This window comes from Streptomyces sp. NBC_00572 (assembly GCF_026341815.1).
Taxonomy (GTDB): Bacteria; Actinomycetota; Actinomycetes; order Streptomycetales; family Streptomycetaceae; genus Streptomyces.
On record NZ_JAPENX010000003.1, the window covers coordinates 323,447 to 350,227 of the forward strand.

Consider the following 26,781-nt stretch of genomic DNA (forward strand, 5'->3'; position numbering starts at 1 on the left):
CGGTGCCGGTCGTCAGTTGAGCGGGCCGCCGGCCACGTACATGACCTGGCCGGAGACGAAGCCGGCGTCGTCGCCCGCGAAGAAGGCGATGGCGTTGGCGACGTCCTCGGGGCGGCCGACGCGCTGCACCGGGATCATGGACGCGGCGGCGGCCTGGAACTCCTCGAAGCCCATGCCGACGCGCTCGGCGGTCTGCGCGGTCATCTCGGTGACGATGAAGCCCGGGGCGACGGCGTTGGCGGTGATGCCGAACTTGCCGAGCTCCTTGGCGAGGGTCTTGGTGAGGCCCTGGAGACCGGCCTTCACGGCCGAGTAGTTGGCCTGGCCGCGGTTGCCGAGCGCCGAGGAGGAGGAGAGCGAGACGATCCGGCCGAAGCCCGCGTCCACCATGTGCTTCTGGCAGGCCTTCGCCATCAGGAAGGCACCCTTGAGGTGCACGTTCATGACGAGGTCCCAGTCGGACTCGGACATCTTGAAGAGCAGGTTGTCGCGGAGCACACCCGCGTTGTTGACGAGGATCGTCGGCGCGCCGAGCTCGGCGGCGACCCGCGCGACGGCGGCCTCCACCTGGGCGCTGTCGGAGACGTCGCAGCCGACCGCGAGGGCGGTGCCGCCCGCGGCAGTGATCTTCTCGACGGTGTCCTTGCAGGCCGCCTCGTCGAGGTCGAGTACGGCGACGGCGCGGCCCTCGGCCGCGAGGCGGAGCGCCGTGGCGGCCCCGATACCCCGTGCGGCACCCGTGACGACGGCTACGCGCTGCTCGGTGGTGGACATGCTTGGTTCTCCTCGCCCTTGGATCGTCCCTGGTCGCGGTCGAACCGGCCACCCGCTCCTGCGTCCCGCACATGAGCGACCGCTTAGTATCGTCCGCAGAACGAGACGCTAGAAGCCCTGGCACCCGGTGTCAACGGCCCACCGGGTGCACCCGGTCACTCCCCGTCGCCGGACACGGAGACGGGCAGCAGGCGGGCAGGCCCGCTCAGCGCACGAGGAGGTCCAGCAGCCGCTCCACCTCGGCCTCCGGGTCGGCGGTGAGTCCCGTGTGAACCGGCCCCGGCTGGACGACCGTGGAACGCGGCGCGATCAGCCAGCGGAAGCGCCGCCCGGCGTCGTCACCCGCGGCCTGACCGGCCGCGTCACCCCCCAGACAGACCCCCTCGACCGCACGCAGCGCGGCCCGGACACCGGTCACGTCGGCCGCCGGATCGAGCACCGACAGCTTCGCCTCGTCCAGGTGCGTACGGGCGGCCACGTAGGACCGGGCGCGGCAGTAGACGACCACGCCTGCGTTGAAGAACTCGCCGCGCTCGACCCGCGGCACCACGCGCAGCAGCGCGTACTCGAAGACATCGCGGTCGGTCACGGGGTGCTGTCCTTCTCGGTGGAGTGCGTCCGGGGCGCGAGGCGCTCGGCGAGCCAGCCGGGCGGCTGCTGCGGCCGGCTCTCGGTTCGCGGGCCGAGCGTGATCCGCTCGTGGATGGTGGCGGCGCGCGGCAGCAGCGCCGCGACGTAGGCGGCGCGCACCTCGTCCGTGCTGCCGAAGCCGGGCTCGTCGACGAGCCACTCGTCGGGCACGTCGGCGGCGACCTCGTCGAGCAGCTCGCGGGTGACGAGCGGCGCCAGCTCGGCTGCCGCGGCGGCGACGTCCGGCGCGTAGGGGGCGAGCGCGTGGTCGGAGGCGTCGTACGGCTTGGCCGCGGAGGCCTGGGCACCCGGCCAGTTGTGGTGCCAGATCATGGTGGCGCCGTGGTCGATGAGCCACAGGTCGCCGTGCCAGACGAGCATGTTCGGGTTCCGCCAGGAACGGTCGACGTTGTTGATGACCGCGTCGAACCAGACGACCTTGCCGGCCTCCGCCGGGTCCACCTCGTAGGCCAGCGGGTCGAAGCCCAGCGAGCCGGGCAGGAAGTCCATGCCCAGGTTGAGCCCGCCGCTCGCCTTGAGCAGCTCCTGCACCTCCTGGTCGGGCTCGGAGAGCCCGATCACCGGGTCGAGCTGGATGGAGACGAGCTCCGGCACCCGCAGACCGAGCCTGCGGGCGAGCTGCCCGCAGATGACCTCGGCGACGAGGGTCTTGCGGCCCTGTCCGGCGCCGGTGAACTTCATGACGTAGGTACCGAGGTCGTCGGCCTCGACGATCCCGGGGAGCGAGCCGCCCTCACGCAAGGGGGTGACATAGCGGGTCGCTGTCACTTCTGTAAGCATTTTCCCAGGCTATCGGCCCGACTGAGCGGAGCACAGGCACTCAACCGGCCCCTCCCCCTCGCCGGGGAATGCTCCGTCATCCTCGGGGGAGTACGCGGGGAGTTCGGTCGGTCGCTCGGGTGCAGGACCCCCGGCCTCAGTCGAAGCGCAGGTCGGCGAGTTGCCGTTCGAGGGCGGTGACGTCTTCCTCGGGCTCGGCCCGGGGCGGGCGAGCCGCCATGAGCGCGGCCAGTTCGCCGCCCGCCCGCCGGACGCGCGCGGGCAGGCCGTCGGCGTACTCGTCTCCCCCTGATCCCCAGTCCTCGGACGCCGCGTACACCGCGGTGGGAACGACGGTGGCGCGCAGATAGGCGAAGAGCGGGCGCAGGGCGTGCTCCAGGACAAGGGAGTGGCGAGCGGTACCGCCCGTCGCCGCGACCAGGACCGGCTGCCCTGTGAGAGCGTCCGGGGCGATCACGTCGAAGAAGGACTTGAACAGCCCGCTGTAGGAGGCCGTGAACACCGGAGTCACGGCGATCAGGCCGTCGGCTCCCGTCACCGCTTCGATCGCGGCGGCCAGTCGCGGCGGCGCGAAACCGGTCACGAAGTGGTTGGCGATGTCCCCGGCGAGTGCGCGCAGCTCGACGACCTCGATCGACACGGTGTGGCCCCGGTCGACGAGTTCGTCGCGGGCCGCCTCGGCCAGCCGGTCGGCGAGCAGGCGGGTGGAGGAGGGCGTGCTCAGCCCCGCGGAAACGACGGTCAGCTTCATGCGGCGGTCGCTCCCCGCTGCGTCGCGGCGGCGGTGACCCGTGCCGCGTGCGTCGGTGCGTCCGGAACGTCGGCGGGACGCCCGTTCGCGAACTCCTTGCGCAGCACGGGCACGACCTCCTCGCCGAGGATGTCGAGCTGCTCCAGGACGGTCTTCAGGGGCAGGCCGGCGTGGTCCATCAGGAAGAGCTGGCGCTGGTAGTCGCCGACGCTCTCCCGGAAGGTCAGGGTCCGCTCGATGACCTGCTGAGGAGAGCCCACCGTCAGCGGGGTCTGCTCGGTGAAGTCCTCCAGCGACGGGCCGTGACCGTACACGGGTGCGTTGTCGAAGTAGGGGCGGAACTCCCGTCCTGCGTCCTGGGAGTTCTTCCGCATGAAGACCTGGCCGCCGAGGCCCACGACGGCGTCCTCCGGGCGGCCGTGGCCGTGGTGGGCGTACCGCCGCCGGTACAGCTGGACCATGCGCCGGGTGTGGTCGGCCGGCCAGAAGATGTTGTTGTGGAAGAAGCCGTCGCCGTAGAACGCGGCCTGCTCCGCGATCTCCGGGGACCTGATGGAGCCGTGCCAGACGAACGGCGGGACGCCGTCCAGCGGCCGGGGTGTCGACGTGAAAGCCTGCAGGGGCGTACGGAACGTGCCCTCCCAGTCCACGACGTCCTCGCGCCACAGCCTGCGCAGCAGCGCGTAGTTCTCCTTGGCGAGGTTGATGCCCTGACGGATGTCCTGTCCGAACCACGGGTACACCGGGCCGGTGTTGCCGCGCCCCAGCATGAGGTCGACCCGGCCGTCGGCCAGGTGCTGGAGTGTCGCGTAGTCCTCCGCGATCTTCACCGGGTCGTTGGTGGTGATCAGCGTCGTGGCGGTGGACAGGATCAGCTTCTCGGTGCGGGCGGCGATGTAGCCGAGCAGGGTGGTCGGGGACGAGGGGACGAACGGCGGGTTGTGGTGCTCGCCGGTCGCGAAGACGTCCAGGCCGACCTCTTCGGCCTTGAGGGCGATGGCGATCATCGCCTTGATGCGCTCGTGTTCCGACGGAGTACGGCCGTCGGTGGGGTCGGGGGTCACGTCCCCAACGGTGAATATGCCGAACTGCATGAAGTCTCTGCTCTCCTGGTCATGTCTGGATCCTGCGGCGGTGGCGGCGGCCATGGCCGTGGCCGTGGAAGGCGGGGTGACGCCAGGGTTCCGGCATCACCCACCGCGGCAGCCGGGCCGGTTCCCCCGGCTGCCGCGCGGCGATGCGCTCACCCCGTGTGAACCGGCGGGTGGGGCGTCACTTCGCCAGGAAGGCGAGGAGGGCGGTGTTGACCTCCTCCGCGTGGGTCCACAGCAGGCCGTGCGGGGCGCCCTCGATCTCGACGTAGTCGGCGGAGGGGAGCGCCTTGTGGAAGGGGCGCGAGGTGCCCTCCGCGGGCAGGATGCGGTCGGCCGTGCCGTGCAGGATCAGGGCGGGCACGTCGACGGCCGGGATGTCGGCGCGGAAGTCGGTGTACCAGGTCGACGGGGCGGCGGACGCGGCGAAGAAGCCGCCGCCTGCCGCGGTGTTCCAGCTGTTGCGGACCGCTTCCTCGCTGATCCGCGTGCCCAGGTTCTCGTCGAGGTTGTAGAAGTCGTTGAAGAAGGCCGTGTAGTAGGCGTAGCGGTCGGCCTTGACGGCGGCGACGATTCCGTCGAAGAACTCCTTCGGGGCGACGCCGGCCGGGTTGTCCTCGGTCTTGAGCAGGCAGGGCTCCAGGGAGGCCAGGAAGGCGACCTTGGAGACGCGGGCGGAGCCGTACGTGGACACGTAGCGGGCGACCTCTCCGGTGCCCATGGAGAAGCCGACGAGGACGGCGTCGTTCAGGTCGAGGGTCTCCATCACGGTGTTCAGGTCGGCCGCGAAGGTGTCGTAGTCGTAGCCGGTCGTCGGCTGCGAGGACTGCCCGAAGCCGCGGCGGTCGTACGTGATCACGCGGTGGCCGGCTTCGAGGAGCGCGGCGCTCTGGCGCTCCCAGGAGTGGCCGTCGAGCGGGAACCCGTGGATGAGGACGACCGGCTGCCCGGCGCCGTGGTCCTCGTAGTAGAGGTCGATGGGGGTGGTGTTCTCCTGGCCCACGGTGATGTACGGCATGGCTTGTCTCCTCGATGCGAAGTGGCTGGTCCGTGCGTCGGTGCGGTACGGAACGCCGCCACGCTACGGTCGGGGAAGCACCGCCTGTTGTCTCGCCACGCACTGCGTCTTGCCCATGAGTGCAGCGTTCTGCCTGCTCCCGCGATTCCTGCCTGTGGTTGTGCCTGGAGGCAGAAACGACCCGCTGCTTGGCTGGTCGGGGCGGGCGGGAACGCGGGCCCGACTGTGGCAGCACAAACCGCCTTGCCGCCCACCCCGAAGGGTGGGCCGGCACGGCCCCCGAGCCTGGCCATACGTCAGTGGGCGGTGGACCGGACCACGTCCTGGATCAGTTCGGCCACGGCCTTGGGCTGGGCGAGCATGACCAGGTGCGAGGAGTCGACCTCGACGGTGGTCATGCCGGCACGCTTGTAGCCGTAGCGCTCCACATCGGGGTTGATGGTCCGGTCGGAGGTGGCGACCAGGCCCCACGAGGGCTTGCTCTTCCACGCCGCGACCGGCGCCGCCTCCGCGAAGGCCCTTGCGGCCAGGGGGCGCTGGGAGACAGCGAGCACCGCCGCGAGCTCGGGGGCGACGTCCGCGGCGAAGACCTCGGGGAACTTCTCAACCTCCACCGAGACGTCGGTGCCGGTCTCGTCGGACCCCGCCACGGGAAACGGCGTGTAGACGAGCGCGTCCGCGAGGCCGGAGTCGGGGAAGCGCCCCTGCAGCTCGCCGAGGCTCTCGCCCTCCTCCAAGGCGTATCCGGCCAGGTAGACCAGCGCGCGGACGTTGTCCTCCGCGCCGGCGAGGGTGATGACGGCGCCGCCGTAGGAGTGCCCCACGAGGATCACGGGGCCTTCGACGGCACGGACGACCGAGGCGATGTACGCGGCGTCGTCGACGAGGCTGCGGTTGGGCACCGCCGGGGCCACCACCTTCAGACCGGCGGCGGTCAGTTCGGGGATGACGCGGGCGTAGCTGGAGGCGTCGGCGAAGGCGCCGTGGACCAGGACGACGGTGGGGCGGGCGTGTCGGGACATGAGTGAACTCCTCGGGGCGTGGTCGGGGTGTGGAAGGCGGAAGCGTCGTGTCTCACAGGCCGAAGCGTGGGCGGCGCGTCTCGGGCACCAGGTCGGCGTACTCGGGGTGTTTGCGGATCCACCCCCGGATGAAGGGGCAGTACGGCAGGACGTGCAGTCCGCGTGCGCGGGCGTCGTCGAGGGCTCCCTGGGCGAGCAGACCGCCCAGGCCCCGGCCGGCGAAGCGCGGATCGATCTCGGTGTGGATGAACGCGATCTCGCCCTCCGACTCGTCCTCCGAGAGGAAGTACTCGGCGAAGCCTGCGGTCTCGGTGCCGTCGTCACCGGCGAGGACCTCGTACCGGGACTTCTCGGGGCGGTCCACTACCTGCGGTTCCATGGGTGCTCCTGTGCGCTTGCGGTGTACAGGGTGTAGGTGGTGTTCAGAGCGTGCGGCGCACGCCTGCCTGACGTTCCAGGTTCCGGAGCTGGACCGCGAGGTCGCCCTCCACTGCGGCGTGGGCGGGGCCACTGCGGCCGATGGGCAGGACCTCCTCGCTGCGCATGTCCTCCAACATCAGGGCGAACGCGGCGTACATCGCGACGAGCGCCACCAGGAGTCCGAGAACCCCGGACGTGCGCGTGAGCCATTCGGCGCCGGTGAGACCCGACAGACCGGTGGCGGCCCAGCGGGGCAGGGAGACCGCCAGGACGAGCCACAGTGCGCGCTTGGGCCGGGTCACAGCGGTCATCAGCGCCCCGAAGCAGAGGAGCGCCAGATTGAAGACGCCAAGCACGCGCGGACCGTCGGCCGCGCTGCTGAACATGACGAGTGCGTAGGCCAGCCAGCTGCCGGCGAAGACGGCCATGAGCGTCGCCGCGATCACGTCACGGGCGCCGAAGGCCAGGATGCTCACGAGGAACTGCAGGGCGAAGGCGGGCAGTACGCAGAGGGCGACGGCGCCGCGTGCCTCGGCCTCGAAGAGCCCGAGCTGCATGCATCCCGTCATCACGGAGGCGATCGCCACCGTGAAGAAGCCCAGCGGCATGGGTGAGGCGATGGGTCGCAGGTTGATCCGGGTCATCGACCGGAGGTCCGGCTCGAAGCGGCGCCCCGGGTCGGCGTCCGGCCCGCCGGCGGGCCCGTCGTCGGCGGGGGCGGAGTCAGTACTCATCGTGGGATCTCTCGTTCAGTGCTCGAAGCAGGGGTCGAGGAACGGCGGAGGCGTCTCGGGAGTGGAGCCTCGGGCGACGCGCCACCGGCGGTGCTGCTCGGACTCGGCGACGGCCTCGGCCACGAGCGACGCCTGGCGGGCACCGCTCTGGTAGCCACCGAAGTGGGCCACCGGGCTCCACTCCGGGCTGACCGGCGGGACGGCCTCGTCGAGTCCCTCGTACTCCGCGGTCGCGTAGACGATGCGGCCGCCGACGACGGTCAGCACGGACTCGATCTCGGGGATGACGTCCTCGGGCACGGTCAGGAAGTCGTCGGACAGGATCGTGAGGTCGCCGTACCAACCGTCCCGCAGGCTTCCCTTGACGTCCTGCTCGCCGGTGAGCCGGGCTCCGCCGCGCGTGTAGAGGTCGAGGGCGGTCTCGCGGTCGATCCGGTTGCCGGCCGGGTGGAGCGCTGTGCCGCCGACAGTGCGCCCGGTCACCAGCCAGTGGAGTGCGACCCACGGGTTGTACGAGGAGACGCGGGTGGCGTCGGTTCCTGCGGCGACGGTCAGGCCCCGGTCGAGCATGGCCCGGACCGGCGGGGCGTGGGCGGCGGCCTCGGCGCCGTAGCGGTCACGGAAAGCGGTGCCCTGGAAGGACATGCGGTTCTGGACGGATACGGCGCCGCCGAGGGCGGCGATCCGGTCCAGGCTGTCGGCCGAGACGGTCTCGGCGTGGTCGAAGAGCCAGCGGTTGCCGCCAGGGAAGAGTCCTTCCTCCGCGAGCTTGTCGAAGACGGCCAGGTCGCGGCGGATCGTCTCGTCGTAGGTCGCGTGGAGCCGGAAGCCCCAGCCGTTCTCAAGGAGGAGCCGGACGGCCTTCTCGAACTCCAGCTCATATCCCCCCAGTTCGGGGCGGGGTTCGGAGAAGTTCTCGAAGTCCGCGGCGGCCCAGGTGAGGTTCTCGCCCGCGCCGTTCAGCCGGAGCCACGCGTCCCCGTCCCCGGGCTTGACCATCTCGGTCCAGCGCTTCAGGTCGGCGAGCTCCTGACCGGCCGTCTGCGGGAACAGGTGGTACGCGATCCGCAGGGACAACTCCCCCGACCTGGCGAGGTCGACGACCGTGGCGTAGTTGTCGGGGAAGTTCTGGAACCCGCCGGCGGCGTCGACCGCGGAGGTCAGCCCGAAGCGGTTCAGCTCGCGCAGGAAGTGACGGGTCGACGTGCGCTTGTCGGCCTCGTCGAGGGCCGGCGCCTTCGCCAGGGTCGAGTAGAGGATGAGGGCGCTGGGCGCCGCGAGGAGGACGCCGTTGGGTTCGCCGTCCCTTCCGCGTACGATGTGGCCGCCGCGCGGGTCTGGCGTGTCACGGGTGAATCCGGCGGCCCGCACCGCGGCCCGGTTCATCAGGGCGGACTGGTACACGTGCAGGACGAACACCGGGGTGTCGGGGGCGGCGGCGTTCAGCTCGGCGACGGTCGGCATCCTGCGTTCGGCGAACTGTTCCGCGGTCCAACCGCCGACGACCCGGATCCACTGCCCCTTGGGCGTACGGCCGGCCTGCTCGCGCAGCATGGCGAGGGCGTGGCGGAGGCTGCGTACCCCGTCCCAGCGCAGCTCCAGGACGTAGTTGAGGCCGCCCCTGATGACGTGCAGGTGCGAGTCGTTCAGGCCGGGGATCACCCGGCGGCCGAGGGCGTCGACGACCTTGGTCCCCGGGCCGACGAGGTGGGCGAGGTCGTGGTCGTCGCCGAGGGCCGCGACCCGGCCGTCGCGGATCGCGACGGCGCGGGCCTCGGGACGGTCGGGGTCGCCGGTGAACACCTTCGCGTTGCGGACGAGGAGGTCGACCTGCGCGTGTTCCTGGCGCAGGGCGGGCACGAGGCCCGCGACGGGCATGCTCGGCGACGGCCCGGTCATGCGAGTCGACGGCCCGGTCACGCCAGGGCCTTGCGCAGGGTGTCGACGGCGAGACCGATGGCGAGCTCCGCGCCCTGCGTCTCGCGCAGCGCGTTCAGCATGACGAAGTCGTGAATGACCCCTTGGACGCGAAGGGCGGTGACGGGGACTCCGGCGGCGCGGAGCTTCGCCGCGTACGCCTCGCCCTCGTCGCGCAGGACGTCGGCCTCGGCGGTGATGACCAGGGCGGGCGGCAGGCCGGTGAGCTGCTCGGTGGTGGCGCGCAGCGGCGAGGCGGTGATCTGCGCGCGCTCGGCCTCTTCGGTCGTGTACTGGTCCCAGAACCACTTCATGGCGTCGCGGCGCAGGAAGTAGCCCTCGGCGAAGGCGTGGTACGAGTCGGTGTCGAAGCTCGCGTCGGTGACCGGGTAGAAGAGGACCTGGTGGGTGAGGCGGACATCGCCGCGCTGCTTGGCCATGAGGGTGAGGGCGGCGGTCATGTTGCCGCCGACCGAGTCGCCCGCGACGGCGATCCGGGTGCCGTCGAGGTCCTTGTGGTGTCCCTCGCGGGCGATCCACTGGGCGACGCTGTAGTTCTGCTCGATGGCGACGGGGTAGCGGGCCTCGGGCGAGAGGTCGTACTCGGGGAAGACGACGGCCGCACGGGTGCCGACGGCGAGTTCGCGGACGAGCCGGTCGTGGGTATGGGCGTTGCCGAAGACCCAGCCGGCGCCGTGGATGTAGAGGATGACGGGGAGCGGGCCGGTGGCGCCGCGCGGGCGGACGATGCGGGCGCGGACGTCACCGGTCGGGCCGCCGTGGACGGTGACCCATTCCTCGTCGACGGCGGGCAGGGGGACGCCTTCACCGCTCTGAACGCCGTCCACGGCCTTGCGGCCGTCCGCGACGGGGATCTGGTAGAGGTACGGCGGCTGGGCGGTGGCGTCGGCGAAGGCCTGGGCGGCGGGTTCGAGAGTCGGTGTGTTCGGCATGAGGGTTCTCCTTCGTAGGACGTACGGGTGGGTGCTCAGCGGATGGCGCGCGCGGCGTCGAAAATCACGTCGGTGACCACCGCCGGGCGGGAGACGGCCACGGCGTGCGACGCGTCCACCTCGGTGGTGCGGGAGCCGGCGCGCCGGGCCATCCATCGCTCGGCTGCCGGCGGGATGTTCTTGTCGGCGGTGGCGATGAGCGCCCAGGACGGGATCGTCTTCCACGCCGCTTCCCCGGCCTTCTCCTCCAGCGCGGAGGTGGCGACCGGGCGCTGGGTGGCAGCCATGACCGCCGCGTCGGCGGCGGGGACGTCGGCGGCGAACTGACGGTGGTACTTGGCCTGGTCGATGACGAGTTCGGTGCCGGTGCCACCGCCGGGCAGCGGGTACGACTGCGGGTTCACCGTCTCGCCGAGGGTGGAGCCGGGGAACTTGGCGGCCAGCTGGGCCGCGCTCTCGCCCTTGTCGGGGGTGAACGCGGCGATGTAGACGAGGGCCTTCACGCGGCTGTCGCCCACGGCGGCACCGCTGATGACAGCGCCACCGTAGGAGTGGCCGACCAGGACGACGGAGCCGTCGACGCCGGCCAGCACGCCGCGGAGGTAGGCCGTGTCGTCGGCGAGACCGCGCAGCGGGTTGGCGGTGGCGACGACGGGGTAGCCCGCACGGCGCAGACGCTTGATCGTGCCGCTCCAGCTGGATGCGTCGGCGAACGCCCCGTGGACCAGGACGATGGTGGGCTTGGGCGCGTGCCGGTCGGTGCCTGCGGCAGGCGAGCTGGCCGTGGGTGCGGCGCCGATCAGGGTGGCCAGTGTCGCGGGCAGGGCGAGGGCGAGCGTGAGGGTGCGCTTCGTGGGAAGCATGTGCGGTTCCTTGTCGGGTGCTTGGGTGGGCGCGGAGGGACGGGCGGCGGTCGCCTCAGAGGCCGTACGCCTCAAGGAGGCGCAGCCAGACCTCGCTGACCGTCGGGAAGGCGGGAACGGCGTGCCACAGACGCTTGAGCGGGACTTCTCCCACGATGGCGACGGTGGCCGTGTGGATGAGTTCGGTCGCCATCGGGCCGGTGAGCGTGCAGCCGACGACGACTCCCCGCGTCTCGTCGACGACGAGCTTGGCGTGACCGCGGTAGTCGTCGGCGTACAGCGCGGCTCCCGCGACGTCGTCGATGCGGTACTCCACCGCGCGTACCGCGATACCCGCTTCGCGTGCGGCGCGTTCGGTGAGACCGACGCTCGCGATCTCGGGATGGGTGAACACGGCCTGCGGGACGGCGACGTGGTCGGCCTCCGCGTTCCAGGCCATCCGACCGCCGGTGCCGGCCGGATGACCCACGGCCCGCTCGGCGATCGCCGCGGCACAGGCGCGGGCCTGATACTTGGCCATGTGGGTCAGCGGCGCCCGGTGGTTCACGTCGCCGACGGCGTAGAGCCAGTCCCCGTCGAGGACGGTGACGCGGCAGGTGTCGTCGACCGGGAGCCAGCCACCGGCCGGCAGGCCGACGGTCTCCAGACCGAGGTCCGCAGTACGCGGGCGACGGCCGACCGCGGCAAGCACCTCGTCGCACACGAGGGTGGCGCCGTCGTCGGTCTCCACGGTCACGGCGAGGGTGGTCTCGTCACGAGCGACCCGGGTCGCCGAAACCCCGAAACGGATCGTGACGCCCAAACCAATCAGACCGCGGGTCACCTCTTCGCCGGCGCACGGCTCCCAGCCGGTCAGCAGGGCCTGGTCGCGGACGAGCAGGGTGACGGAGGAGCCGAGCGAGCGCCACGCGGTGGCCATCTCGCAGGCCACCACTCCCCCGCCGATCACGACGAGTCGCTCGGGCACCACATCGGCCGTGGTCGCCTGCCGGTTGGTCCACACACCGATCCGGTCGACCCCTTCGACCGGCGGCAGCACGGGTGCCGTGCCGGGGCTGAGGACGACCGCGAGCCGCGCCCGCAAGGTACGGACCGCGCCGTCGGCCCCGGTCACCTCCACGCGGCGTTCCCCGGCGAGCCGCCCGTGCCCTCGTACGAGAGGTATGCCGGCGCCGCTCAGCCAGTCGGCCTGACCGGTGTCGTCACCGCGGCCGGTGAACCGGTCGCGGCGGGCCAGGACGTGCGCCGGATCGAGCGCCCCGGTCACCGCCTGCCGTGCCCCGTCGACCGACTGTGCGGCCTCCCTGGCCGCACCGGGACGCAGCAGGGCCTTGCTCGGCACGCATGCCCGGTAGGAACACTCGCCGCCGACCATCTCGGCCTCGACGACGACGGCGGTCAGCCCCGACCGGACGACCCGGTCGGCGGCGACTTCTCCGCCCGGCCCGCCGCCGACCACGACGACGTCGTACGTGTCCTCCATCAGCCGCGCACCAAGGGTGTGTCCACGAGGTGTTCGGCCAGGAACCACACCTGCGCCTCGCCGGTGCGGATGACGTCGGAGATGAGCAGGTCGGTGCTGCCCTCGTCGCCCTCTGCCGAGATCCGGGCGGCGGCGTCCCGCGCGTCGATCAGGATCCGCTCGTGCGCGTCGAGGAGCCGCGACAGCATGACGGGGACCGGCTCCACGCCGTCTGGCGGTCGGGGAATCGCGGTCAGTTCCGCGACGTGGCGCGGGTCTCCTACCGCGACGCCGCCGAGGCTCTGAATCCGCTCGGCCAGCGCATCCACGATGGCCAGTTGGGCCTCCGCGTGCTTGTCCAGCATGAGGTGGAGCGAGTAGAAGGTCGCCCCGCGCATGAGCCAGTGGTGCTTCTTGTAGAGGGAGTACAGGATCTGCGTGTCGGCGAGTACGCGGTTCAGCCGCTGGCACGCGTACATGCGGGTGTCGTGGCCGAGGCCGATCGGCAGCTGCTTGAGCGTGCCGAACGTCTGGGTCTCGGCGCCCTTCTGGTGCAGCAGCGGCTGGCCGCCGCCGCGCGGGGGTGCGGTGGTCGTGGTTTCCATCGAGTTCTCCTGGAAGGTGGGAGGGCCCGGCCGTCCGGTCGGGGGGCGCGGAGCGGCCGGACCCGGTCTGTGTGGCTCGCGGTCAGCGCTCGCCGCGGGCGGCGCTCTGCGGCGCCGCCGGGGCTGCCCGGTGCAGTACGAGCCGGGTGAGGAGCCCGCTGCCGACACCGGCCACGAGCGCGAGGGCCGCCCACCACAGCGGGTACGGCGTGAGGCCGAGGGTCGCGTCGAGGGACCAGGCGCCGGGTCCGGTGGCGGCGAGTGCGGCGGCGGTGCCGATGAGGACGAGCGGGTACTCGTACCCGTCGTTCTGCACCCAGAGGCCGTCGTGTCGTTTCACGGTGAGGGCGACAGTCATGACCCCGATGGTCCCGGTGGCGGCGAGCGGGGTCAGGAGGCCGGCGGCGAGCAGCAGACCCGATCCGATCTGGCCACCGCCCGCCGCCAGTGCGGTGAGGGCTCCGCCGCGGAACCCGTCGGCGCGGAACTCCTCCGTGCCGCCTTCGAGTCCCCTGCCGCCGAGGTGTGAGCTGATCTTCTGCACCCCGTGGCCGGCGACGAGCAGGCCCACCAGCAGACGCAGGATCAGAATGCCGGTGTCCAAGGAGGTCAGCCGGCCGCGTGCGCGCCGATGACGCTCTGCGCGTACACGACACCCAGGCCGTAAGCGCCCGCGTGGGCCTTGACGATCTCCATGACCGCGCCGTACGACTCCTGGCGCGCCCAGTCGCGCTGCAGCTCCAGGAGCACCTGCACCCAGGTCACCGGCACCGCGCCGGCGGCGATCATCCGCTGGAGCGCGTGCTCGTGGGCGGCCGGGCTGACGCCGCCGGAGGCGTCGGAGACCACGTACACCTCGTATCCCTGCTCCAGCGCGGAGAGAGCGGGCAGCACCAGGCAGACCTCGGTCCACAGGCCGGAGAGGATGATCTTCTTGCGCCCGGTCGCCTTGACCGCCGCCACGAGCGCCTCGTCCTCCCAGGCGTTCATCGTCGTGCGGTCGATGACCTCGTTCTTGGGGAACACCTCGGCGAGCTGCGGCAGCAGGGGCCCGGAGAACGACTCGGCGGCGACCGTGGTCAGGACGGCGGGCACGTCGAATGCCTGAGCCGCCTTGGCAAGACCCACGGTGCTGTTGATGATCGCGGCGCGGTCGCCGCTCCCGGTGCCGAAGAACATCTGCGGCTGGTGGTCCACGAAGAGCATGACGGCGTTGTCAGGGGTAAGGAGGTCCGCGCTCGGGGCGGCCTGCACCTTGGTGATGTCGAACATGAGGGGTCCTTTCGGAGCAGTCGGTACCGTGCCGTCCGCGTTTCGCGGCTCGGCACACCCGAAAACTACGAGCGGCCCGACCGACCGACTTTTCTCCCCGTGCCCAGGAGTTGGCACGACAGCGCACTACTGCCCGGTCGGTACGGGGTACAGCCGGTGCACTCACGCGAAGTCGACGCCCTGCTCGCCCTCGCAGCCAGTGGGGCGGGTCGGCCGAAATTACCTGCCTTATGACAGCATCCGCGTAGGGGCGGTCACCAGCCGCCTCGCGCGGGGAGTCGGAGTGCGATGACGGAGTACGAGGCGGGACGCGCGGCTGTGCCGATCGGCCGTGAGGAGGAGATGGACCGGATCCTGCGGTGCCTGGACGTGCGCTCCGGTCCGCAGGGTCTGCTCGTGCTCGGGGAGACCGGCAGCGGCAGGTCCCGGATGCTGAGGTTCGCCGAGGAGACGGCTGCGGCACGGGGGGCCCTGGTTCTTTCGGTGCGGGGCTGGGGCGGGGAGCGGCCGACCCCCTTCGCCTCCCTGCACCAGCTGCTTCTGCCGGTGCAGGACGTCCCGGACACCGTTGCGGAGGACTGGCGGCAAGTGCTCCGTTCCGTCGTGGACCGGGGTGCGGGAGCCGGGCCGGAGGAACGGCGTACGCTCTGTGCCGCCACGCTCGCGCTCATGACCCGCCTCGCCCGGTCGAGCCAGGTGATGGTGGCGGTGGACGACGCCGAGGACTGCGACGACGCCTCCTTGGAGGTCCTGCTCTCCGTATGGCGGCGGCTCACGGATCAGACGGTGACCATGCTGTTCACCGCACGTGGCGAAGCTCCCCCGGCAGGAGTTCCGGCTGATCTTCCCGTCCTCAGGCTCGGGCCGTTGTCCCGCGGGGCGGCAGCCCGGCTGCTGGACGCCCAGCCCCACGCACCCCGGGGGCGGCACCGACTGGGCCTGCTTCGGCAGGCGGAGGGCAATCCCCTGGCGATCGTCGAGCTGAATCGGGCATCGGGCGTCGGTGCCGGGTCGGCCTCACTCGACTCGGAGGCGGGCCGCACCCTGCGGACCCCTCAGGTGTTCTCCGCGCGTCTGGACCTGCTCCCGGAGGACACGCAGCGTGCGTTGCTCTATGCGTCGGCCGCGCTGCGCGACGAGGGACTCCGCATCGTCATGGCCGCCCTGGGCACGGACGACCTGACGGTGTGGGCCCCGGCGGAGGAGGCCGGCCTGATCGGCGTCGCCGACGGCAGCCTCGCGTTCGGCCATCCACTGATCCGTACGGCGGCGTTCCACCGGCAGCCCGCGAAGCTGCGGCAGCAGGCCCATCAGGACCTGGCGACGGCGGTGGGCCAGAACCCGGCCTACAGGGCCTGGCATCTGGCCGCGGCCGCGATCGGCCCCGACGAGGAGGTGGCCGATGCCCTGGAGCGGACGACCGCTGTCCACGCCCTGCGGGTCGGGGACCGTTTCGCTTCGGCGGAGGCGTTCGAGCAGGCGGCGCGGCTCAGCGGGAACGACGAGGACCGGGCCCGCCGCCTTGCCGCGGCAATGGTCGCGGTGAGCGATCTCGGGGATCCGGAATGGGTCCGCGACCTGTACGCGGAGTTCTCCCGGGTCGCCCACGACCGGGACCTGCGGTGCGTGGCGGGCTGTGCCACGGCCGCCGCACTGTCGCTTCTCTCGTACCAGCGGGAGGCCTTCGGGCTTCTGCTGGACGTGTGGCGGCACTCTCCCCCGCATACCGCCACCACCTCCCTCGTACTCACCGCGCTCGCGGCGGCGATCGCCCACCAGTCCGGTCTGCCGGAGCACCACGAGGAGTTGCCCCGCCTGTTCGACCATGCCCGCCGGGTGGCCGGGGCCGCAGTCGACAGGGGCGACGACCGTGCCGAGCGCTGGGTGGACGCCCTGCCCGCCGGGCGTACCGATCCGGTGGCCCCGCACCCGTTCCCCAGGCTCGACGGGCCCGGAGTCCTGGCAGCCCTGGACGCCTCCGTGGCGGTAGGTCTCGATGCCGACAGCCACGGCCGCAGCCACAGAACCCCCCGCCGGGCGCACGTCCCGTCGTCCGGACCGCTCGGACCGGTCGACGGGTCGGCTGCACTGACCCGGCTGCTGGCCCATGCCTCGGTGGCCTACTACACCGACGAGTCGGAGCAGTGCGCGGAGCTGCACCGACAGGCGAGCGCGCTGCACGTCGCCCGGGGGGCCTGGGGCTCGCGGCTGTGGACTCTTCCGCATCACGTGGACACCCTCGTCGCCATGGGCCGATGGCAGGAAGCCCACACCCTGATCGAGGAAGGACGCTCGGCCGCGCTCGTCCACCCGTCGCCCCGTGTCGACATGGATCTGGAGGCACTGGAGGTGACGCTGCGAGCCCTGCGTGGCGACAGCCTTCCGGACATCCCCTTCACCGGCCGCCACTGGCGCTCCGTCAACCTCGGTGAGAACCGGGCCACTCGCGTCAGGATGCTGCGCGCCAGCGGACTTCACGCACTGGCCCTGGGGGACGCTGAGGGTGCGTTCCGTCATCTCCGGGCCCTTTTCGGGGAGGACGGAACGCCACTCGTCCGCTTCCTGTCCCCTCGCTGCATCAGTGAACTGGCCACCGCCGCACAGCGCGTCGGCCGCACGAACGAGGCAGCGCGCGTCCTCGGCGCGGTGCGGGAGTCCGTGGGCGAGCGACCGACGACCCGCATGACGCTCCTCATGCACCACGCGGCGGCCCTCGTCGACGAGGAAGCGGATCCCGAGCACCACTTCCGACTGGCTCTGGTCAATCCCGAGGGAGACACCTGGCCGCTGGAGCGGGCACATGCCCGTCTGCACTACGCGATCTGGCTGCGCAGGCGCCGAAGGCCCCTGGAGGCCCGCGCCCAGCTGACCGCGGTCCTGGAGGTGGCGGCGCGACTCGAAGCCCGGGTCCTCGCGGACGCGGCCCGCGGTGAGCTGCGCGCGGCAGGGGTCGCCGACGCCTCCGCGTCCACCTCTGACGAGCGGCTGGCCGAGTTGACCGCCCAACAGCAGCAGATCGCGCGACTCGCCGCCCGCGGTCTGTCGAACCGTGAGATCGCCGAGCGGCTGTTTCTCTCGCCGCGTACCGTGGGCTCGCACCTCTACAACGTCTACCCCAAGCTCGGCGTCAGCAGCCGTCATCAACTCCGGGATGTCCTGCGCGACAGCTGACGTGTGCAAACGACTCACACCCTGTGGGGCCCGAGCGAGAGGCGGAACGAATGCAGCCGGAGCCCGACCGGGAGGCCGACCCCGAGCAGCCGCCGCCCGCGATCCTGGATCCACTGGTGCAGCGGCTCGTCGACGCCGCTTCGACGCCCCCGTACCTCCACGAGCTCGAACCGGGCGCCGCCCGCCAGGCGTTGCAGGAGGCTCAGGGCGATCGGATGGACGACTTCGACGTGGAAGCCACCTTCCACGCGGCGCCCGTGGGGCCCACCGGTCTGGTGGGCTTCTGGGTCGTGCGGCCGACCGAGGTCACGGGCCGGCTCCCCACCCTGCTCTACGTCCACGGGGGCCGCTGGATGCTGGGCGACGGGCATACGCACGCCTGGCTCATCAGTGAGCTGGTGCGCGAAGCCGGTGTCGCGGCCGTCGTTCCCGAGTACAGCCGCACGCCCGAGAGCCGCTATCCGGTCGCCCTCGAAGAGTGTTACGACCTGCTGACCTGGGCGGTAGGACAGAGCGAGTCGCTCGGGCTCGACACCGATCGGCTCGCGGTCGCCGGGGACTGCGCGGGGGCCACTCTTGCCACGGCGCTCACGCTGCTGGCGCGGGCGCGCGGGGGTCCGGAGATCCGCGCCCAACTCCTGTACTACCCCCTTACCGATGCCCGTTGCGACAGCCCGTCACAACGGCTCTTCGCCACGGGGTATCCACTCACGCGGGAGGCCGTACAGTCATACTGGCGGCAGTACGCGGCAGATCCCCGGCAGCGGGACGAGGCGACCGCGGCCCCGCTGCGTGCGAGTACGGACGCGCTTGCGGGACTGCCGCCGGCGCTGGTCGTCACGGCGGAGGCCGACGTCGCCAGGGACGAGGCTGAGGAGTACGCGGGCCGGCTGCTCCGGGCCGGCGTCGCCGCGACCGCGGCACGGTTCCAGGGCACGGTCCACGACTTCGTGTCACTGACCGCACTGCGCAACAGCCCGTCGACGCGGGCGGCCGTACGGCTCGGCGGCCGGTTCCTCCGCGCTCGCCTGCGGTGAGAGCGGCCGGGGACGACAGAGCACCAGTCGGGTGACTGATGGCGACGACGGCAGATGGTTCGATACTGGATTTCCTGCTGTTCCGACGCTCTCCAGGTAGCGTCCGCACGACCATGACAAGAGGTCATGATGCCCGTCGTACTCTCCGTCCTGCCGCTGCCTCCGTCCGAGCGGGCCGACTACTGGCAGAGCATCGTCTCCGACACCTTGGTTCCGATGGACGTCACGCTGTACGAGCGCGAGCCCGCGACGGGGACGATGACCGTCGATACGCTCGGCCCCCTCCAGATCTCGGTCGTCGAGGCCGGCCCCGCGCGCGTGTCGCGCCACGCCCCCCTGATCTCCAGGGGCGGAGCGGAGTACATGACCATCACGCTCCAGCACCAGGGAACCGGGCGGCTCACCCAGGACGGGCGCCAGGCCCTGGTCCGCCCCGGTACCTTCACCTGCTCCGACGCCGGCCGGCCCTACGGCAGGGAACAACCGGAGAACTTCCGGTTCACATCGATCCGGGTGCCGAAGGAGGTGCTGGCCGTGACGGACACCGAACTGCGGGCGATCACAGGGACCGTCTTCGACAGCCACTGCGGCACCTCCGGAGTGGTCGCCGGCCATCTGGAACGTCTGGCGGACCAGGCGGCCGGGTTCGACCCGTACACAGGCCGGCAACTCGCGATGACCGCCGTCGATCTGCTGACGGTGCTTGTGCGCGAGCGACAAGGCCTACTGAACCCCCACGCGTCGGAGGTGGCCCGCGGGATGCTGGCCCGCATCAAGGAATACATCCTCCGACACCTGACCGATCCAGGTCTCTCTCCGGAGATGATCGCGGGCGCGCACCACATGTCCGTCCGGTATCTGCACAAGATCTTCGAGGCGGAGGGGACCACGGTGAGCCGTTGGATCCATCGCGAGCGCCTGGAGAGGTGCCGACGGGAGCTGTCCAGGCAGTCGAGGTCCGCACCTACCGTCTCGGCGGTGGCTCAGCGCTGGGGCTTCGTGAACCCGTCCCACTTCAGTCGGGCCTTTCGCACCGCGTACGGGATGTCGCCCCGGGACTGGCTGTCCAGCACGCGCCGCGTGTGAACCGGGGCGATGCTCGGCCGGGCCGCACCGAACGGACGGGCCGGCCGCCCCGTGCGAGCGCGTCGATCCCGCCCTGGCGGGTGGGCGGGATCGCACGGACCCGGCCCGGGGAGCGGGTCAGCGAGCGGTGGATCGGACCGCGTCCTGGATGAGCTCGAACATGATCTGACTCCGCTGTGGGGAGTGCCTGGGGCGTTTCCCCGGCTCCCGGGAAGTCTGTGGGGAGTTCCAGCTGCACACATCAGAAAGCCCCTGAAAGGGCCTGACATCCCTGCAGGTCAGGGGTGCCGTGGGCACTAAAGCGCCAGGTCAGCGGCCCGATCCCGTGCCTTAGATGTCGAAAGTCTGCGCGTCGCCGTGAAAGCCTGCCCGCGCCACCCCGTCGCACCGTCACTCTCAGGGGTGAATTCATGCGGAAAACCTCGGCATTTCCGCGCCATAGCCGGCAGCCCTACACCGCGAGGTGTTCGAGGAGCTGGGGGGGCAAGGTGGAGCGGGCCGAGCTCGTCCACCTGATAGCCGATGAGCTGGAGGGCGGCATCGGCGTCCAGCACATCTTCGCCGCGCGTCTGGAGTCGATGGGGCGTCGTCGGCAGCCGCCGCGCTAGCCATCCCCGCTCGCTACGTCCGCGAGCAGGCACGCGGCCTCGCCACGCGATCCGCGTGCTCCTCGATGCCGGGCCCCGCCCGCTCCCCAGCTCGGGGTGAACCAACGTGTGTGGTCTTCAGGTCGCCAGAGTGCCGCCACGCGGCGGAGCGTCGCGTTCAAGCCGCCCGAGTGGGGCCCGGCGTGGCCGCGCCGCCCGTCGTAGGCGCACCGGAGCCGAGGGCCTCCGTCGCACCCGGAACATGCACGTCACGTCCGGTCAGCATCTGGAGGACCAGCGCGCCCACGCACAGCAGCGCGCTCAGCCCCCAGATCGTCAGATACGCGGAGAGCGCCGGGACCTCCGTACCCCCGACGACAAGCGAGCCGAGGACGACCGCCGAGCCCGCGCCCGCGACACTGCCGCCCAGGGTCTTCAGGTTGTTGTAGACGGCGGTCGCACTCGCCGTCCGGTCCGTGGCGCTGCGTTCCACGATCAGAGTGGGCAGACCGCCCAAGGCCAGGCCCATGCCGAAGCCGGCGACGGCGGACGCCAGGGCGAACAGTGGCAGAGCGGTGTGAGCGGCGATCAGCCCCACGTTCCCCGCCGCCATCAGTGCGAAGGAGAGCAGCAGCACACGACGGTAGCCCGTTCGGGCCGCCACCCGGGCCACGAGGCTCGCCCCGGCGAAGGCCAGCACATGCGGCACCGCGCCCCACGCGCTGATCTCCCAGGTGGTGAGCCCGAACCCGTACCCCTCGTCGGCCGTGGACGCGGCCAGATACGAGATGCCGACGGCCTGCCCGCCCAGCATCACGGCGCCGAAGAGGAAGCCGGAGACGTAGTACAGCGCGGACTGGCGGCGGGCCACAGCCCGGACGTCGACCAGGGCGTGTGGCCGGTCCCGTTCGAGCCGGACCCACCAGGCGAGCAGGGCCAGGGAGAGCACCAGACCGCCCAGGGTGAGCGGAGAGGTCCAGCCCCAGGTCGCGCCGCGCGCCGTCGTGCCGAGGAACAGCAGCAGCGAGAGCCCGAGCAGCAGCGCCCCCGACCAGTCCATCCGGCCCGGTGCGCGCGTCCGGGACTCCGGGATCGCGCAGTACGACAGGGCCAGGCATGCACACGCGAGCGTGGCAAGGACCGAGAGAGTGGCCCGGACGCCACCGGTGAGTGCGAGCAGAGGGCCCACCAGAGCGTGCCCGAGAAGCGATCCGAGGGTGAGCGCGCCGACAAGCAGCCCCACCGCCCGTCGCCCGCCCTCCAGGTCGAGCCGGTCCCGTACGAGACCGATCTCCAGCGGCAGCAGCGCCGCCAGCGGACCCATCAGGGCACGGCCCACCAGCAGCACCGTCAGATTCGGTGCGAGGGCCACCAGGACGGTGCCCGCCGCGACGCAGACCAGCGCGATCCGGGTCAGCCGACGGTGCCCGTAGAGATCTCCGAGCCGGCCGAACACGGGCACCGCGACCGCTGCCGCGAGGAACTGCACCGCCATGTACCACTGCGCCTGTGACGCGCTGATGGACTGCCAGTCCTGAACGGCCGGTACCAGCGCCGGCGCCGAGCCCTGGAGGAAGCCGCTGAGCAACTCGAAGACGACGAGCAGGCCGACTACGGCGGTCACCCGGGGCGCCGCCGCCTCCGCCGTCCCGCGCGGGGCCGTCATACTGACGCGCCTGCGGCGAGCCGCTGCTCGGCGAGCTCGCCGAGCAGCGCCGCCTGGCGGTGGAGCACCCGGTCGTCGAAAACCGCTCGCGGGGAGTGGTTCTGGGGTGCCTTCTCCACGTCCACGCCTTCGGGCGCCGCGCCGACCAGCAGCATCGCGCCGGGCACCTTGTTCAGCACAAGGGAGAAGTCCTCCGAACCGCTGGCCGGCTGCGGCGCCTCCCACACCTCGCCCGTGCCGAACAGCTCGCGCGCCGCGTCCAGCGCGAACGCCGTCGCGGCCGGCTCGTTGACGGTGACCGGATAGAGCATCTCGTACTCCACCTCCACGTCCAGCCCGTGTGCGGCCGCGATCCCGCGCACCAGACGCGGCAGCCCCGCGGCCAGCCGCTCGTGGTTGGCCTCGGAGTAACTGCGTACGGTCGCCTCGAACTCGGCCGTGTCCGGGATGACGTTCTGCTGGGTACCGGCGTGCAGCCGCCCGACGGTCACCACCACCGGGTCGAAGATGTCGAAGGTGCGCGTCACCCAGTTCTGCAGCGCGGTCACCATCTCGCAGACGGCCGGCACCGGGTCCTTGGCGTGGTGCGGAGCCGAACCGTGCCCGCCCTCGCCGCGAACCGTCACCCGCAGGACGTCGGACGCCGTCATGACGGTGCCGGGCCGGGACGCGACCCAGCCGCCGGGCAGCCGATTGGCCGAGACGTGCAGGGCGAAGGCCGCGTCGAGCGGCTTGCCCGCCGCGCCCAGGACACCCTCGTCGATCATCGCGCCCGCCCCGTTGTGCCCCTCCTCGCCCGGCTGGAACATGAACACCACATCGCCCTGGAGGCTCTCCCGGCGGTCCGCGAGCAGCGTCGCCGCGCCGACGAGCCCGGCGGTGTGCAGATCGTGCCCGCAGCCGTGCATCCGGCCCGGCATCTCGGAGGCGTACTCCACCCCCGTCAGCTCGTCCACCGGCAGTGCGTCCATGTCACCCCGCAGCAGCACCGCCCCGCCGGGACGGCCACCGCGCAGCACGGCCGTGACCGAGGTCAGCTCCCGGCCCAGCGTGATCTCGAGAGGGAGACCGTCGAGCGCGGCGAGGACCTTCTCCTGCGTGCGCGGCAGCCGGAGGCCGAGCTCCGGCTCACGGTGCAGCGAGCGGCGCAGCCGCACAAGATCGGGCTGGAGTTCCCTGGCGCGTTCCAATACGGACATGCTGCGTCAACCTCCTGATACGGTTCCGGCCATCGGTGCGGCAAGACTGAAGTCCTGGCCCGCCCAACCGACCCGAATCGCAGGAAACGCGCAAGGGACATCGAATGACGCAGTATTCCGGCCACGGACCGGTACGGAATTCCGCGCACGGGCCGGTACGGGCACTCGACGACGTCGACCAGGCCCTGGTGCACGCGCTGCAGATCGCCCCACGCGCCGGCTGGAGCGAGATCGGCGCCGTACTCGGATTGGACGCCGTCACCGTGGCCCGCCGCTGGCACCGGCTCACCGAAGCCGGCGCTGCCTGGATCAGCTGCTCCCCCTCCCCCGCCCTCGCCGCGAGCGGACAGGGACTGCTCGCCGTCGTCGAGGTGGACTGCGCCAGCGGCAACCTGCTGACCGTCGCCCGGGCCCTCGCCGAGCTGCCCCACGTCACCGCCGTCGAACACGTCAGCGGAGACCGCGACCTCCTGCTCACAGTGATGGCCACAGACCTCGCCGCGCTCACCCACTGGGTGACTCGCGGCATCGGCGCGATGCAGGGCATCGTCGCCACCCGGACCCACCTCGCGAGCACCGTCTACACCGAGGGCAGCCGTTGGCGGCTGCGCGCCCTCGACCGCACTCAGATCGCCCGCCTTGCCGACACCGGCGCTCCCCGCAGCGACACGCCCGTCTTCCCCCTCACCGACCTGGACCACGCCCTCGTCGGAGCCCTGTCCATGAACGGCCGCGCCACCTACCGCGCCCTCGCCGACGCCTGCGGAACCAGCCCGGACACCGTCCGTCGCCGACTCGGCCGGCTCTTCGCCGCCGGCATGCTCCAGCCCCGTTGCGAGGTCGCCCGGCCCTTGTCGGAGTGGCCGGTCACGGTGATCCTCTGGGGGAGGGCTGCCGCAGCGGAGTTGGAGAGCGTCTCCCGGGCCGTCACCGGCGCCCGCGAAGTACGACTGTGCGCCGGTCTCACCGGCCGGAACAACGTCCTCGTCGTGGCCTGGGTGAAGTCCCTCGCCGACGCCCAGCGCTTCGAGGTACGACTCGCCCAGCGCGCCCCCGGCCTGGACATCACCGACCGGGCCGTGGCCCTCTGGCCGCTGAAGCTCAGCGGCCACCTGCTCGACGAACGCGGCTACCGCATCGGCGGCGTCCCACTGGACGTCCGCACGGCCGGCGCCACCCGGCGAGATCCGGAAGACACTCCCTAGCTAGGGCTGTGACCGGGAAGTTCGCCGGGTTGCTCGTTGTGCTGGTTGGCAGTGACGACGCTTCCGACCAGGAGGGGAGTCGGGATGGCACCACCGGTCAGGGTCCGCAGGCTGACCGAGCAAGAAGGGCAGAAGCTTCAGCAGATCGTGCGGCGGGGCAGTACCAGTTCGGTGCGGATTCGGCGGGCGATGCTGCTGGCCTCGGCCGGCGGCAGCACGGTCCCGGTCATCGCCCGGCTGGTCCAGGCGGACGAGGACACCGTCCGCGACGTGATCCACAAGTTCAACGAGATCGGGCTTGCATGCCTTAACCCTCAGTGGGCGGGAGGCCGTCCCCGCCTGCTCAGTGCTGACGACGAGGATTTCGTCGCCACCCGCCTGGACCAGCACCTGAGCGCCGTACGCACGCGCGTGGCGGCGGCCATGCCGCCGGGCCAGGACAGAACCGAGGCCGAAGCATGTACCAGTTGGGCGACAGCCACGGTGGAGCGCCTCGATCCGCTGAACACACCACCCCCGGCTGCCCGACGTTCCCGAACCACGCGCGGAAGACCTGAAGCCCTTCCTCGGCGGCTGGAGCCCCTACGAGCCCTGATACGCCGCTCGGCCGTAGGGGCCCCGTTCCTCCTGAGCCCCAACGCTGCCAACGACCCTTGAATTCGCACCGAGAGACGGTAAAGCGAGCCCCGGTGCAGGCGGCGCTCCATCCACCGTCACCTGCACCAAACTCGACCTGACAATCCATCAGAACGAGTGTCAAATGAGCGACACGAGCGTCATTTCAGCGTCGATATATCGCCCGTAACGCCCACACCGCACATCATGCGCACTGGTAAAACCGCAGGTCAGGCGTCCTTCTTGACCGGCTCCAGGATCGCCACGCGCTCCACGTGGTGCGTCATCGCAAAACACGTGGAACAAAAAACACGTGAAGGGAAACCGCAGGTCAGCGGCGCGTGCGACGCAAATCGGGCTCAAGATCAATGTGCATTGCGGGCACTATGGGCGCTACGTGCCACCTTCGACGCACGCTGGCAGCCCCCCTTCGCGGTGCGTGACGTGATCAGCCCTTGATCGTTTGAGTTGTCGCCGTCGGAGACCCGGCGGTGGACCCCTGTCGTGAAGCAGGCATCCGCGAGGGTGAGGCAGTGCGGGCCCACGACGTTCAGGGCCGCCCCTCCTGCTGGACCTGGGAAGTTCTCACACATGTGCGGTCTGGTCGGGTACGCAGGTTTCGGGGACGCTCCTGCGGCCGCCACCGAAGGTTCCACACTCAAGGAGATGACGCAGACGCTCGCCTGCCGGGGACCGGACGCCTCCGCGACCTGGCGTGAGGGGCACGCGGCGCTGGGGCACACCCGGCTGGCCATCGTGGATGTGGAAGGTGGCCGCCAGCCACTGCTCCTGGAGCGCGACGGCCGGACCGTGCTGGCCGTGGTGTTCACCGGCGAGGTCTACAACCACGGCGAACTACGGCGCGAGCTGGCCGGGCTCGGCCACCGGTTCCGTACGCGTGGTGACGGCGAGGTGGTGCTGCACGCGATCGACGCCTGGGGCCCCGATGCCCCCGGGCGGCTGGAGGGAATGTTCGCCCACGTGGCGTAGGAGCCAGCCCGGCGGCGGCTGACCCTGGCCCGGGACCGGCTGGGGATCAAACCGCCCTGTTACGCCCGGACCGAGGCCGGGACGGTGTTCGGGTCGGAGCCCAAGGCCGTACTCGCCCACCCCGACGTCCCGGTGGCACTGGACCACGACGGGTTTCGTGAACTGATGCTCACCGCCCACCCCATGATCAAGACCCCGGGACGCAGCGCCTTCGCCGGACTGCGCGAGGTGGCCCCGGTACCACCGTGGTCCTCTCTGCCAAAGGTGAAACCATTCACCGCTACTGGACACTGACGCCGGCCGAGCACCGCGACGACCTGCCCACCACGGTGGAGCGGGTACGAGGGCTGCTGGGCCGGGCCGTGCGAGGGCAACTGGCGGCCGACGTCCCCGTCTGCATGCTGCTGTCGGGCGGCCTGGACTCCAGCGCGCTCGCCGCACTCGGCCGCCCTGCCACCGGGAACCTGCACACCCTGTCCGTCGACGTCGGCGCTCGTGCCGCAGACGACGACGCCATGGGCAGGAACCCGGACGGCCCCTACGTCGACCTGATGGTCCGGCACCTCGACACCACTCACCGAACGGTCGGGCCGAGCGCGGACGACCTGGCCGACCCAGGGGCGTCGCCGCACCGGGCCGTGCCGGGCGGCTCAACGAGAGCATGTCGCGACGCTGGCGCGCGTCGTGTCCGCCGCACTCTTCCTCGCGAGGGCCGCGAGCGTAAACGCGACCGCGAGCGTCGACGAGATCCCGCGTGACATCCGAGACCAGCCGGCGGTCGTACTGCCGCGCTGACGCCGGTGACGCTTTGGCTGGCAGCGCTACCGCCGACGGGGGTGATCACAGCCCCTCGCGGGTGCCCGCGGTGTTCGACTGTGGGTGCGACCGGCGCGCACACGCCGCGCGGTGCCA

Annotated in this window: 23 protein-coding genes and 3 pseudogenes; 8 read left to right on the top strand and 18 right to left on the bottom strand. The window is 71.4% G+C overall.

Features of this window, described 5'->3' with window-relative positions; translation table 11 throughout:
- Positions 1-12: 12 nt before the first annotated feature.
- The 16 genes from fabG to OG514_RS38285 all read right to left on the bottom strand — a co-directional run bounded on the left by fabG (position 13) and on the right by OG514_RS38285 (position 14,313).
- Entirely contained in the window at positions 13-774 is a 762-nt protein-coding gene (gene fabG / locus OG514_RS38210; RefSeq protein ID WP_056555413.1) for a 3-oxoacyl-ACP reductase FabG, read from the bottom strand.
- Between the two features lie 205 nt (positions 775-979).
- Positions 980-1,363: a DUF3037 domain-containing protein gene (locus tag OG514_RS38215; RefSeq protein WP_266902921.1), complete on the bottom strand. Its 384-nt coding sequence runs from the start codon at positions 1,361-1,363 to the stop codon at positions 980-982.
- Positions 1,360-2,205 carry a HipA family kinase gene (locus OG514_RS38220; protein WP_266902923.1) on the bottom strand — a complete coding sequence of 282 codons (846 nt, stop codon included), beginning with the start codon at positions 2,203-2,205 and terminating at the stop codon, positions 1,360-1,362. The genes OG514_RS38215 and OG514_RS38220 overlap by 4 nt, the downstream gene beginning before the upstream one ends.
- A gap of 136 nt (positions 2,206-2,341) precedes the next feature.
- Positions 2,342-2,956, bottom strand: a complete 615-nt coding sequence (locus OG514_RS38225) for an FMN reductase (protein ID WP_266902925.1) — start codon at positions 2,954-2,956, stop codon at positions 2,342-2,344.
- Positions 2,953-4,050, bottom strand: coding sequence for an LLM class flavin-dependent oxidoreductase (locus OG514_RS38230; RefSeq protein ID WP_266902927.1), 1,098 nt, complete (start codon positions 4,048-4,050; stop codon positions 2,953-2,955). Before OG514_RS38230 ends, OG514_RS38225 begins: the two co-directional genes overlap by 4 nt.
- Before the next feature lie 178 nt (positions 4,051-4,228).
- Positions 4,229-5,065, bottom strand: a complete 837-nt coding sequence (locus OG514_RS38235) for an alpha/beta fold hydrolase (protein WP_266902929.1) — start codon at positions 5,063-5,065, stop codon at positions 4,229-4,231.
- A 296-nt stretch (positions 5,066-5,361) separates the two neighbouring features.
- Complete coding sequence (locus tag OG514_RS38240) at positions 5,362-6,087, bottom strand: alpha/beta fold hydrolase (RefSeq protein ID WP_266902931.1); 726 nt, start codon at positions 6,085-6,087, stop codon at positions 5,362-5,364.
- Positions 6,088-6,139: 52 nt separating this feature from the next.
- A complete protein-coding gene (locus tag OG514_RS38245) occupies positions 6,140-6,466 on the bottom strand; it encodes a GNAT family N-acetyltransferase (RefSeq protein WP_266902933.1) in 327 nt (108 codons plus the stop codon).
- A 43-nt stretch (positions 6,467-6,509) separates the two neighbouring features.
- Positions 6,510-7,241: an acetate uptake transporter family protein gene (locus OG514_RS38250; RefSeq protein ID WP_266902935.1), complete on the bottom strand. Its 732-nt coding sequence runs from the start codon at positions 7,239-7,241 to the stop codon at positions 6,510-6,512.
- A gap of 15 nt (positions 7,242-7,256) precedes the next feature.
- Entirely contained in the window at positions 7,257-9,140 is a 1,884-nt protein-coding gene (locus OG514_RS38255) for an amidohydrolase (RefSeq protein ID WP_266902937.1), read from the bottom strand.
- Positions 9,141-9,157: 17 nt separating this feature from the next.
- Positions 9,158-10,111: an alpha/beta hydrolase gene (locus tag OG514_RS38260; protein ID WP_266902939.1), complete on the bottom strand. Its 954-nt coding sequence runs from the start codon at positions 10,109-10,111 to the stop codon at positions 9,158-9,160.
- Between the two features lie 35 nt (positions 10,112-10,146).
- Complete coding sequence (locus OG514_RS38265) at positions 10,147-10,974, bottom strand: alpha/beta fold hydrolase (protein WP_266902941.1); 828 nt, start codon at positions 10,972-10,974, stop codon at positions 10,147-10,149.
- 55 nt (positions 10,975-11,029) lie between these two features.
- Entirely contained in the window at positions 11,030-12,457 is a 1,428-nt protein-coding gene (locus OG514_RS38270; protein ID WP_266902943.1) for an NAD(P)/FAD-dependent oxidoreductase, read from the bottom strand.
- Positions 12,457-13,041, bottom strand: a complete 585-nt coding sequence (locus OG514_RS38275) for a Dps family protein (RefSeq protein WP_266902945.1) — start codon at positions 13,039-13,041, stop codon at positions 12,457-12,459. The genes OG514_RS38270 and OG514_RS38275 overlap by 1 nt, the downstream gene beginning before the upstream one ends.
- 82 nt (positions 13,042-13,123) lie before the next feature.
- Positions 13,124-13,645 (bottom strand): DoxX family membrane protein, encoded by a 522-nt coding sequence (locus tag OG514_RS38280; protein ID WP_266902947.1) that lies wholly within the window; start codon positions 13,643-13,645, stop codon positions 13,124-13,126.
- 5 nt (positions 13,646-13,650) lie between these two features.
- Positions 13,651-14,313: a hydrolase gene (locus tag OG514_RS38285; protein ID WP_266902949.1), complete on the bottom strand. Its 663-nt coding sequence runs from the start codon at positions 14,311-14,313 to the stop codon at positions 13,651-13,653.
- 288 nt (positions 14,314-14,601) lie between these two features.
- Between OG514_RS38285 and OG514_RS38290 the strand changes: the two genes are divergently transcribed.
- The 4 genes and pseudogenes from OG514_RS38290 to OG514_RS39440 all read left to right on the top strand — a co-directional run.
- A complete protein-coding gene (locus tag OG514_RS38290) occupies positions 14,602-17,484 on the top strand; it encodes a LuxR family transcriptional regulator (protein ID WP_266902951.1) in 2,883 nt (960 codons plus the stop codon).
- Between the two features lie 50 nt (positions 17,485-17,534).
- Entirely contained in the window at positions 17,535-18,521 is a 987-nt protein-coding gene (locus OG514_RS38295) for an alpha/beta hydrolase (protein WP_266902953.1), read from the top strand.
- Positions 18,522-18,650: 129 nt separating this feature from the next.
- Complete coding sequence (locus tag OG514_RS38300) at positions 18,651-19,607, top strand: helix-turn-helix domain-containing protein (RefSeq protein WP_266902955.1); 957 nt, start codon at positions 18,651-18,653, stop codon at positions 19,605-19,607.
- Positions 19,608-20,052: 445 nt separating this feature from the next.
- A pseudogene (locus OG514_RS39440) lies at positions 20,053-20,188 on the top strand (NUDIX hydrolase); the annotation flags it as partial.
- Between the two features lie 184 nt (positions 20,189-20,372).
- Here OG514_RS39440 and OG514_RS38305 read toward each other — a convergent pair.
- Both OG514_RS38305 and OG514_RS38310 read right to left on the bottom strand, forming a co-directional pair.
- The gene (locus OG514_RS38305) at positions 20,373-21,860 is read right to left on the bottom strand and encodes an MFS transporter (protein ID WP_266902957.1); all 1,488 of its coding nucleotides are present in this window, start codon (positions 21,858-21,860) and stop codon (positions 20,373-20,375) included.
- Positions 21,857-23,059: a M20 family metallopeptidase gene (locus OG514_RS38310; RefSeq protein ID WP_266902959.1), complete on the bottom strand. Its 1,203-nt coding sequence runs from the start codon at positions 23,057-23,059 to the stop codon at positions 21,857-21,859. The genes OG514_RS38305 and OG514_RS38310 overlap by 4 nt, the downstream gene beginning before the upstream one ends.
- A 104-nt stretch (positions 23,060-23,163) precedes the next feature.
- Here OG514_RS38310 and OG514_RS38315 point away from each other — a divergent pair, with 104 nt between their 5' ends.
- The 4 genes and pseudogenes from OG514_RS38315 to OG514_RS38330 all read left to right on the top strand — a co-directional run bounded on the left by OG514_RS38315 (position 23,164) and on the right by OG514_RS38330 (position 26,627).
- Positions 23,164-24,264, top strand: coding sequence for an Lrp/AsnC family transcriptional regulator (locus tag OG514_RS38315; protein ID WP_266902961.1), 1,101 nt, complete (start codon positions 23,164-23,166; stop codon positions 24,262-24,264).
- An 84-nt stretch (positions 24,265-24,348) separates the two neighbouring features.
- A pseudogene (locus OG514_RS38320) lies at positions 24,349-24,633 on the top strand (transposase); the annotation flags it as partial.
- Between the two features lie 912 nt (positions 24,634-25,545).
- Positions 25,546-26,163, top strand: a pseudogene (locus tag OG514_RS38325) (hypothetical protein).
- Positions 26,115-26,627: an asparagine synthase-related protein gene (locus tag OG514_RS38330; protein ID WP_266902963.1), complete on the top strand. Its 513-nt coding sequence runs from the start codon at positions 26,115-26,117 to the stop codon at positions 26,625-26,627. The pseudogene OG514_RS38325 and the gene OG514_RS38330 overlap by 49 nt, the downstream one beginning before the upstream one ends.
- The last annotated feature ends 154 nt before the right edge of the window (positions 26,628-26,781 follow it).

Bases quoted from the DNA above. Each gene is read 5' to 3' on its own strand.
- OG514_RS38270 (WP_266902943.1), bottom strand. From the start codon at position 12,457: ATGGAGGACACGTACGACGTCGTCGTGGTCGGCGGCGGGCCGGGCGGA.
- OG514_RS38225 (WP_266902925.1), bottom strand. From the start codon at position 2,956: ATGAAGCTGACCGTCGTTTCCGCGGGGCTGAGCACGCCCTCCTCCACC.
- OG514_RS38300 (WP_266902955.1), top strand. From the start codon at position 18,651: ATGCCCGTCGTACTCTCCGTCCTGCCGCTGCCTCCGTCCGAGCGGGCC.
- OG514_RS38255 (WP_266902937.1), bottom strand. From the start codon at position 9,140: ATGACCGGGCCGTCGCCGAGCATGCCCGTCGCGGGCCTCGTGCCCGCC.
- OG514_RS38295 (WP_266902953.1), top strand. From the start codon at position 17,535: ATGCAGCCGGAGCCCGACCGGGAGGCCGACCCCGAGCAGCCGCCGCCC.
- OG514_RS38235 (WP_266902929.1), bottom strand. From the start codon at position 5,065: ATGCCGTACATCACCGTGGGCCAGGAGAACACCACCCCCATCGACCTC.
- fabG (WP_056555413.1), bottom strand. From the start codon at position 774: ATGTCCACCACCGAGCAGCGCGTAGCCGTCGTCACGGGTGCCGCACGG.
- OG514_RS38305 (WP_266902957.1), bottom strand. From the start codon at position 21,860: ATGACGGCCCCGCGCGGGACGGCGGAGGCGGCGGCGCCCCGGGTGACC.
- OG514_RS38265 (WP_266902941.1), bottom strand. From the start codon at position 10,974: ATGCTTCCCACGAAGCGCACCCTCACGCTCGCCCTCGCCCTGCCCGCG.
- OG514_RS38315 (WP_266902961.1), top strand. From the start codon at position 23,164: ATGACGCAGTATTCCGGCCACGGACCGGTACGGAATTCCGCGCACGGG.
- OG514_RS38275 (WP_266902945.1), bottom strand. From the start codon at position 13,041: ATGGAAACCACGACCACCGCACCCCCGCGCGGCGGCGGCCAGCCGCTG.
- OG514_RS38310 (WP_266902959.1), bottom strand. From the start codon at position 23,059: ATGTCCGTATTGGAACGCGCCAGGGAACTCCAGCCCGATCTTGTGCGG.
- OG514_RS38290 (WP_266902951.1), top strand. From the start codon at position 14,602: ATGACGGAGTACGAGGCGGGACGCGCGGCTGTGCCGATCGGCCGTGAG.
- OG514_RS38230 (WP_266902927.1), bottom strand. From the start codon at position 4,050: ATGCAGTTCGGCATATTCACCGTTGGGGACGTGACCCCCGACCCCACC.
- OG514_RS38285 (WP_266902949.1), bottom strand. From the start codon at position 14,313: ATGTTCGACATCACCAAGGTGCAGGCCGCCCCGAGCGCGGACCTCCTT.
- OG514_RS38220 (WP_266902923.1), bottom strand. From the start codon at position 2,205: ATGCTTACAGAAGTGACAGCGACCCGCTATGTCACCCCCTTGCGTGAG.
- OG514_RS38245 (WP_266902933.1), bottom strand. From the start codon at position 6,466: ATGGAACCGCAGGTAGTGGACCGCCCCGAGAAGTCCCGGTACGAGGTC.
- OG514_RS38260 (WP_266902939.1), bottom strand. From the start codon at position 10,111: ATGCCGAACACACCGACTCTCGAACCCGCCGCCCAGGCCTTCGCCGAC.
- OG514_RS38240 (WP_266902931.1), bottom strand. From the start codon at position 6,087: ATGTCCCGACACGCCCGCCCCACCGTCGTCCTGGTCCACGGCGCCTTC.
- OG514_RS38250 (WP_266902935.1), bottom strand. From the start codon at position 7,241: ATGAGTACTGACTCCGCCCCCGCCGACGACGGGCCCGCCGGCGGGCCG.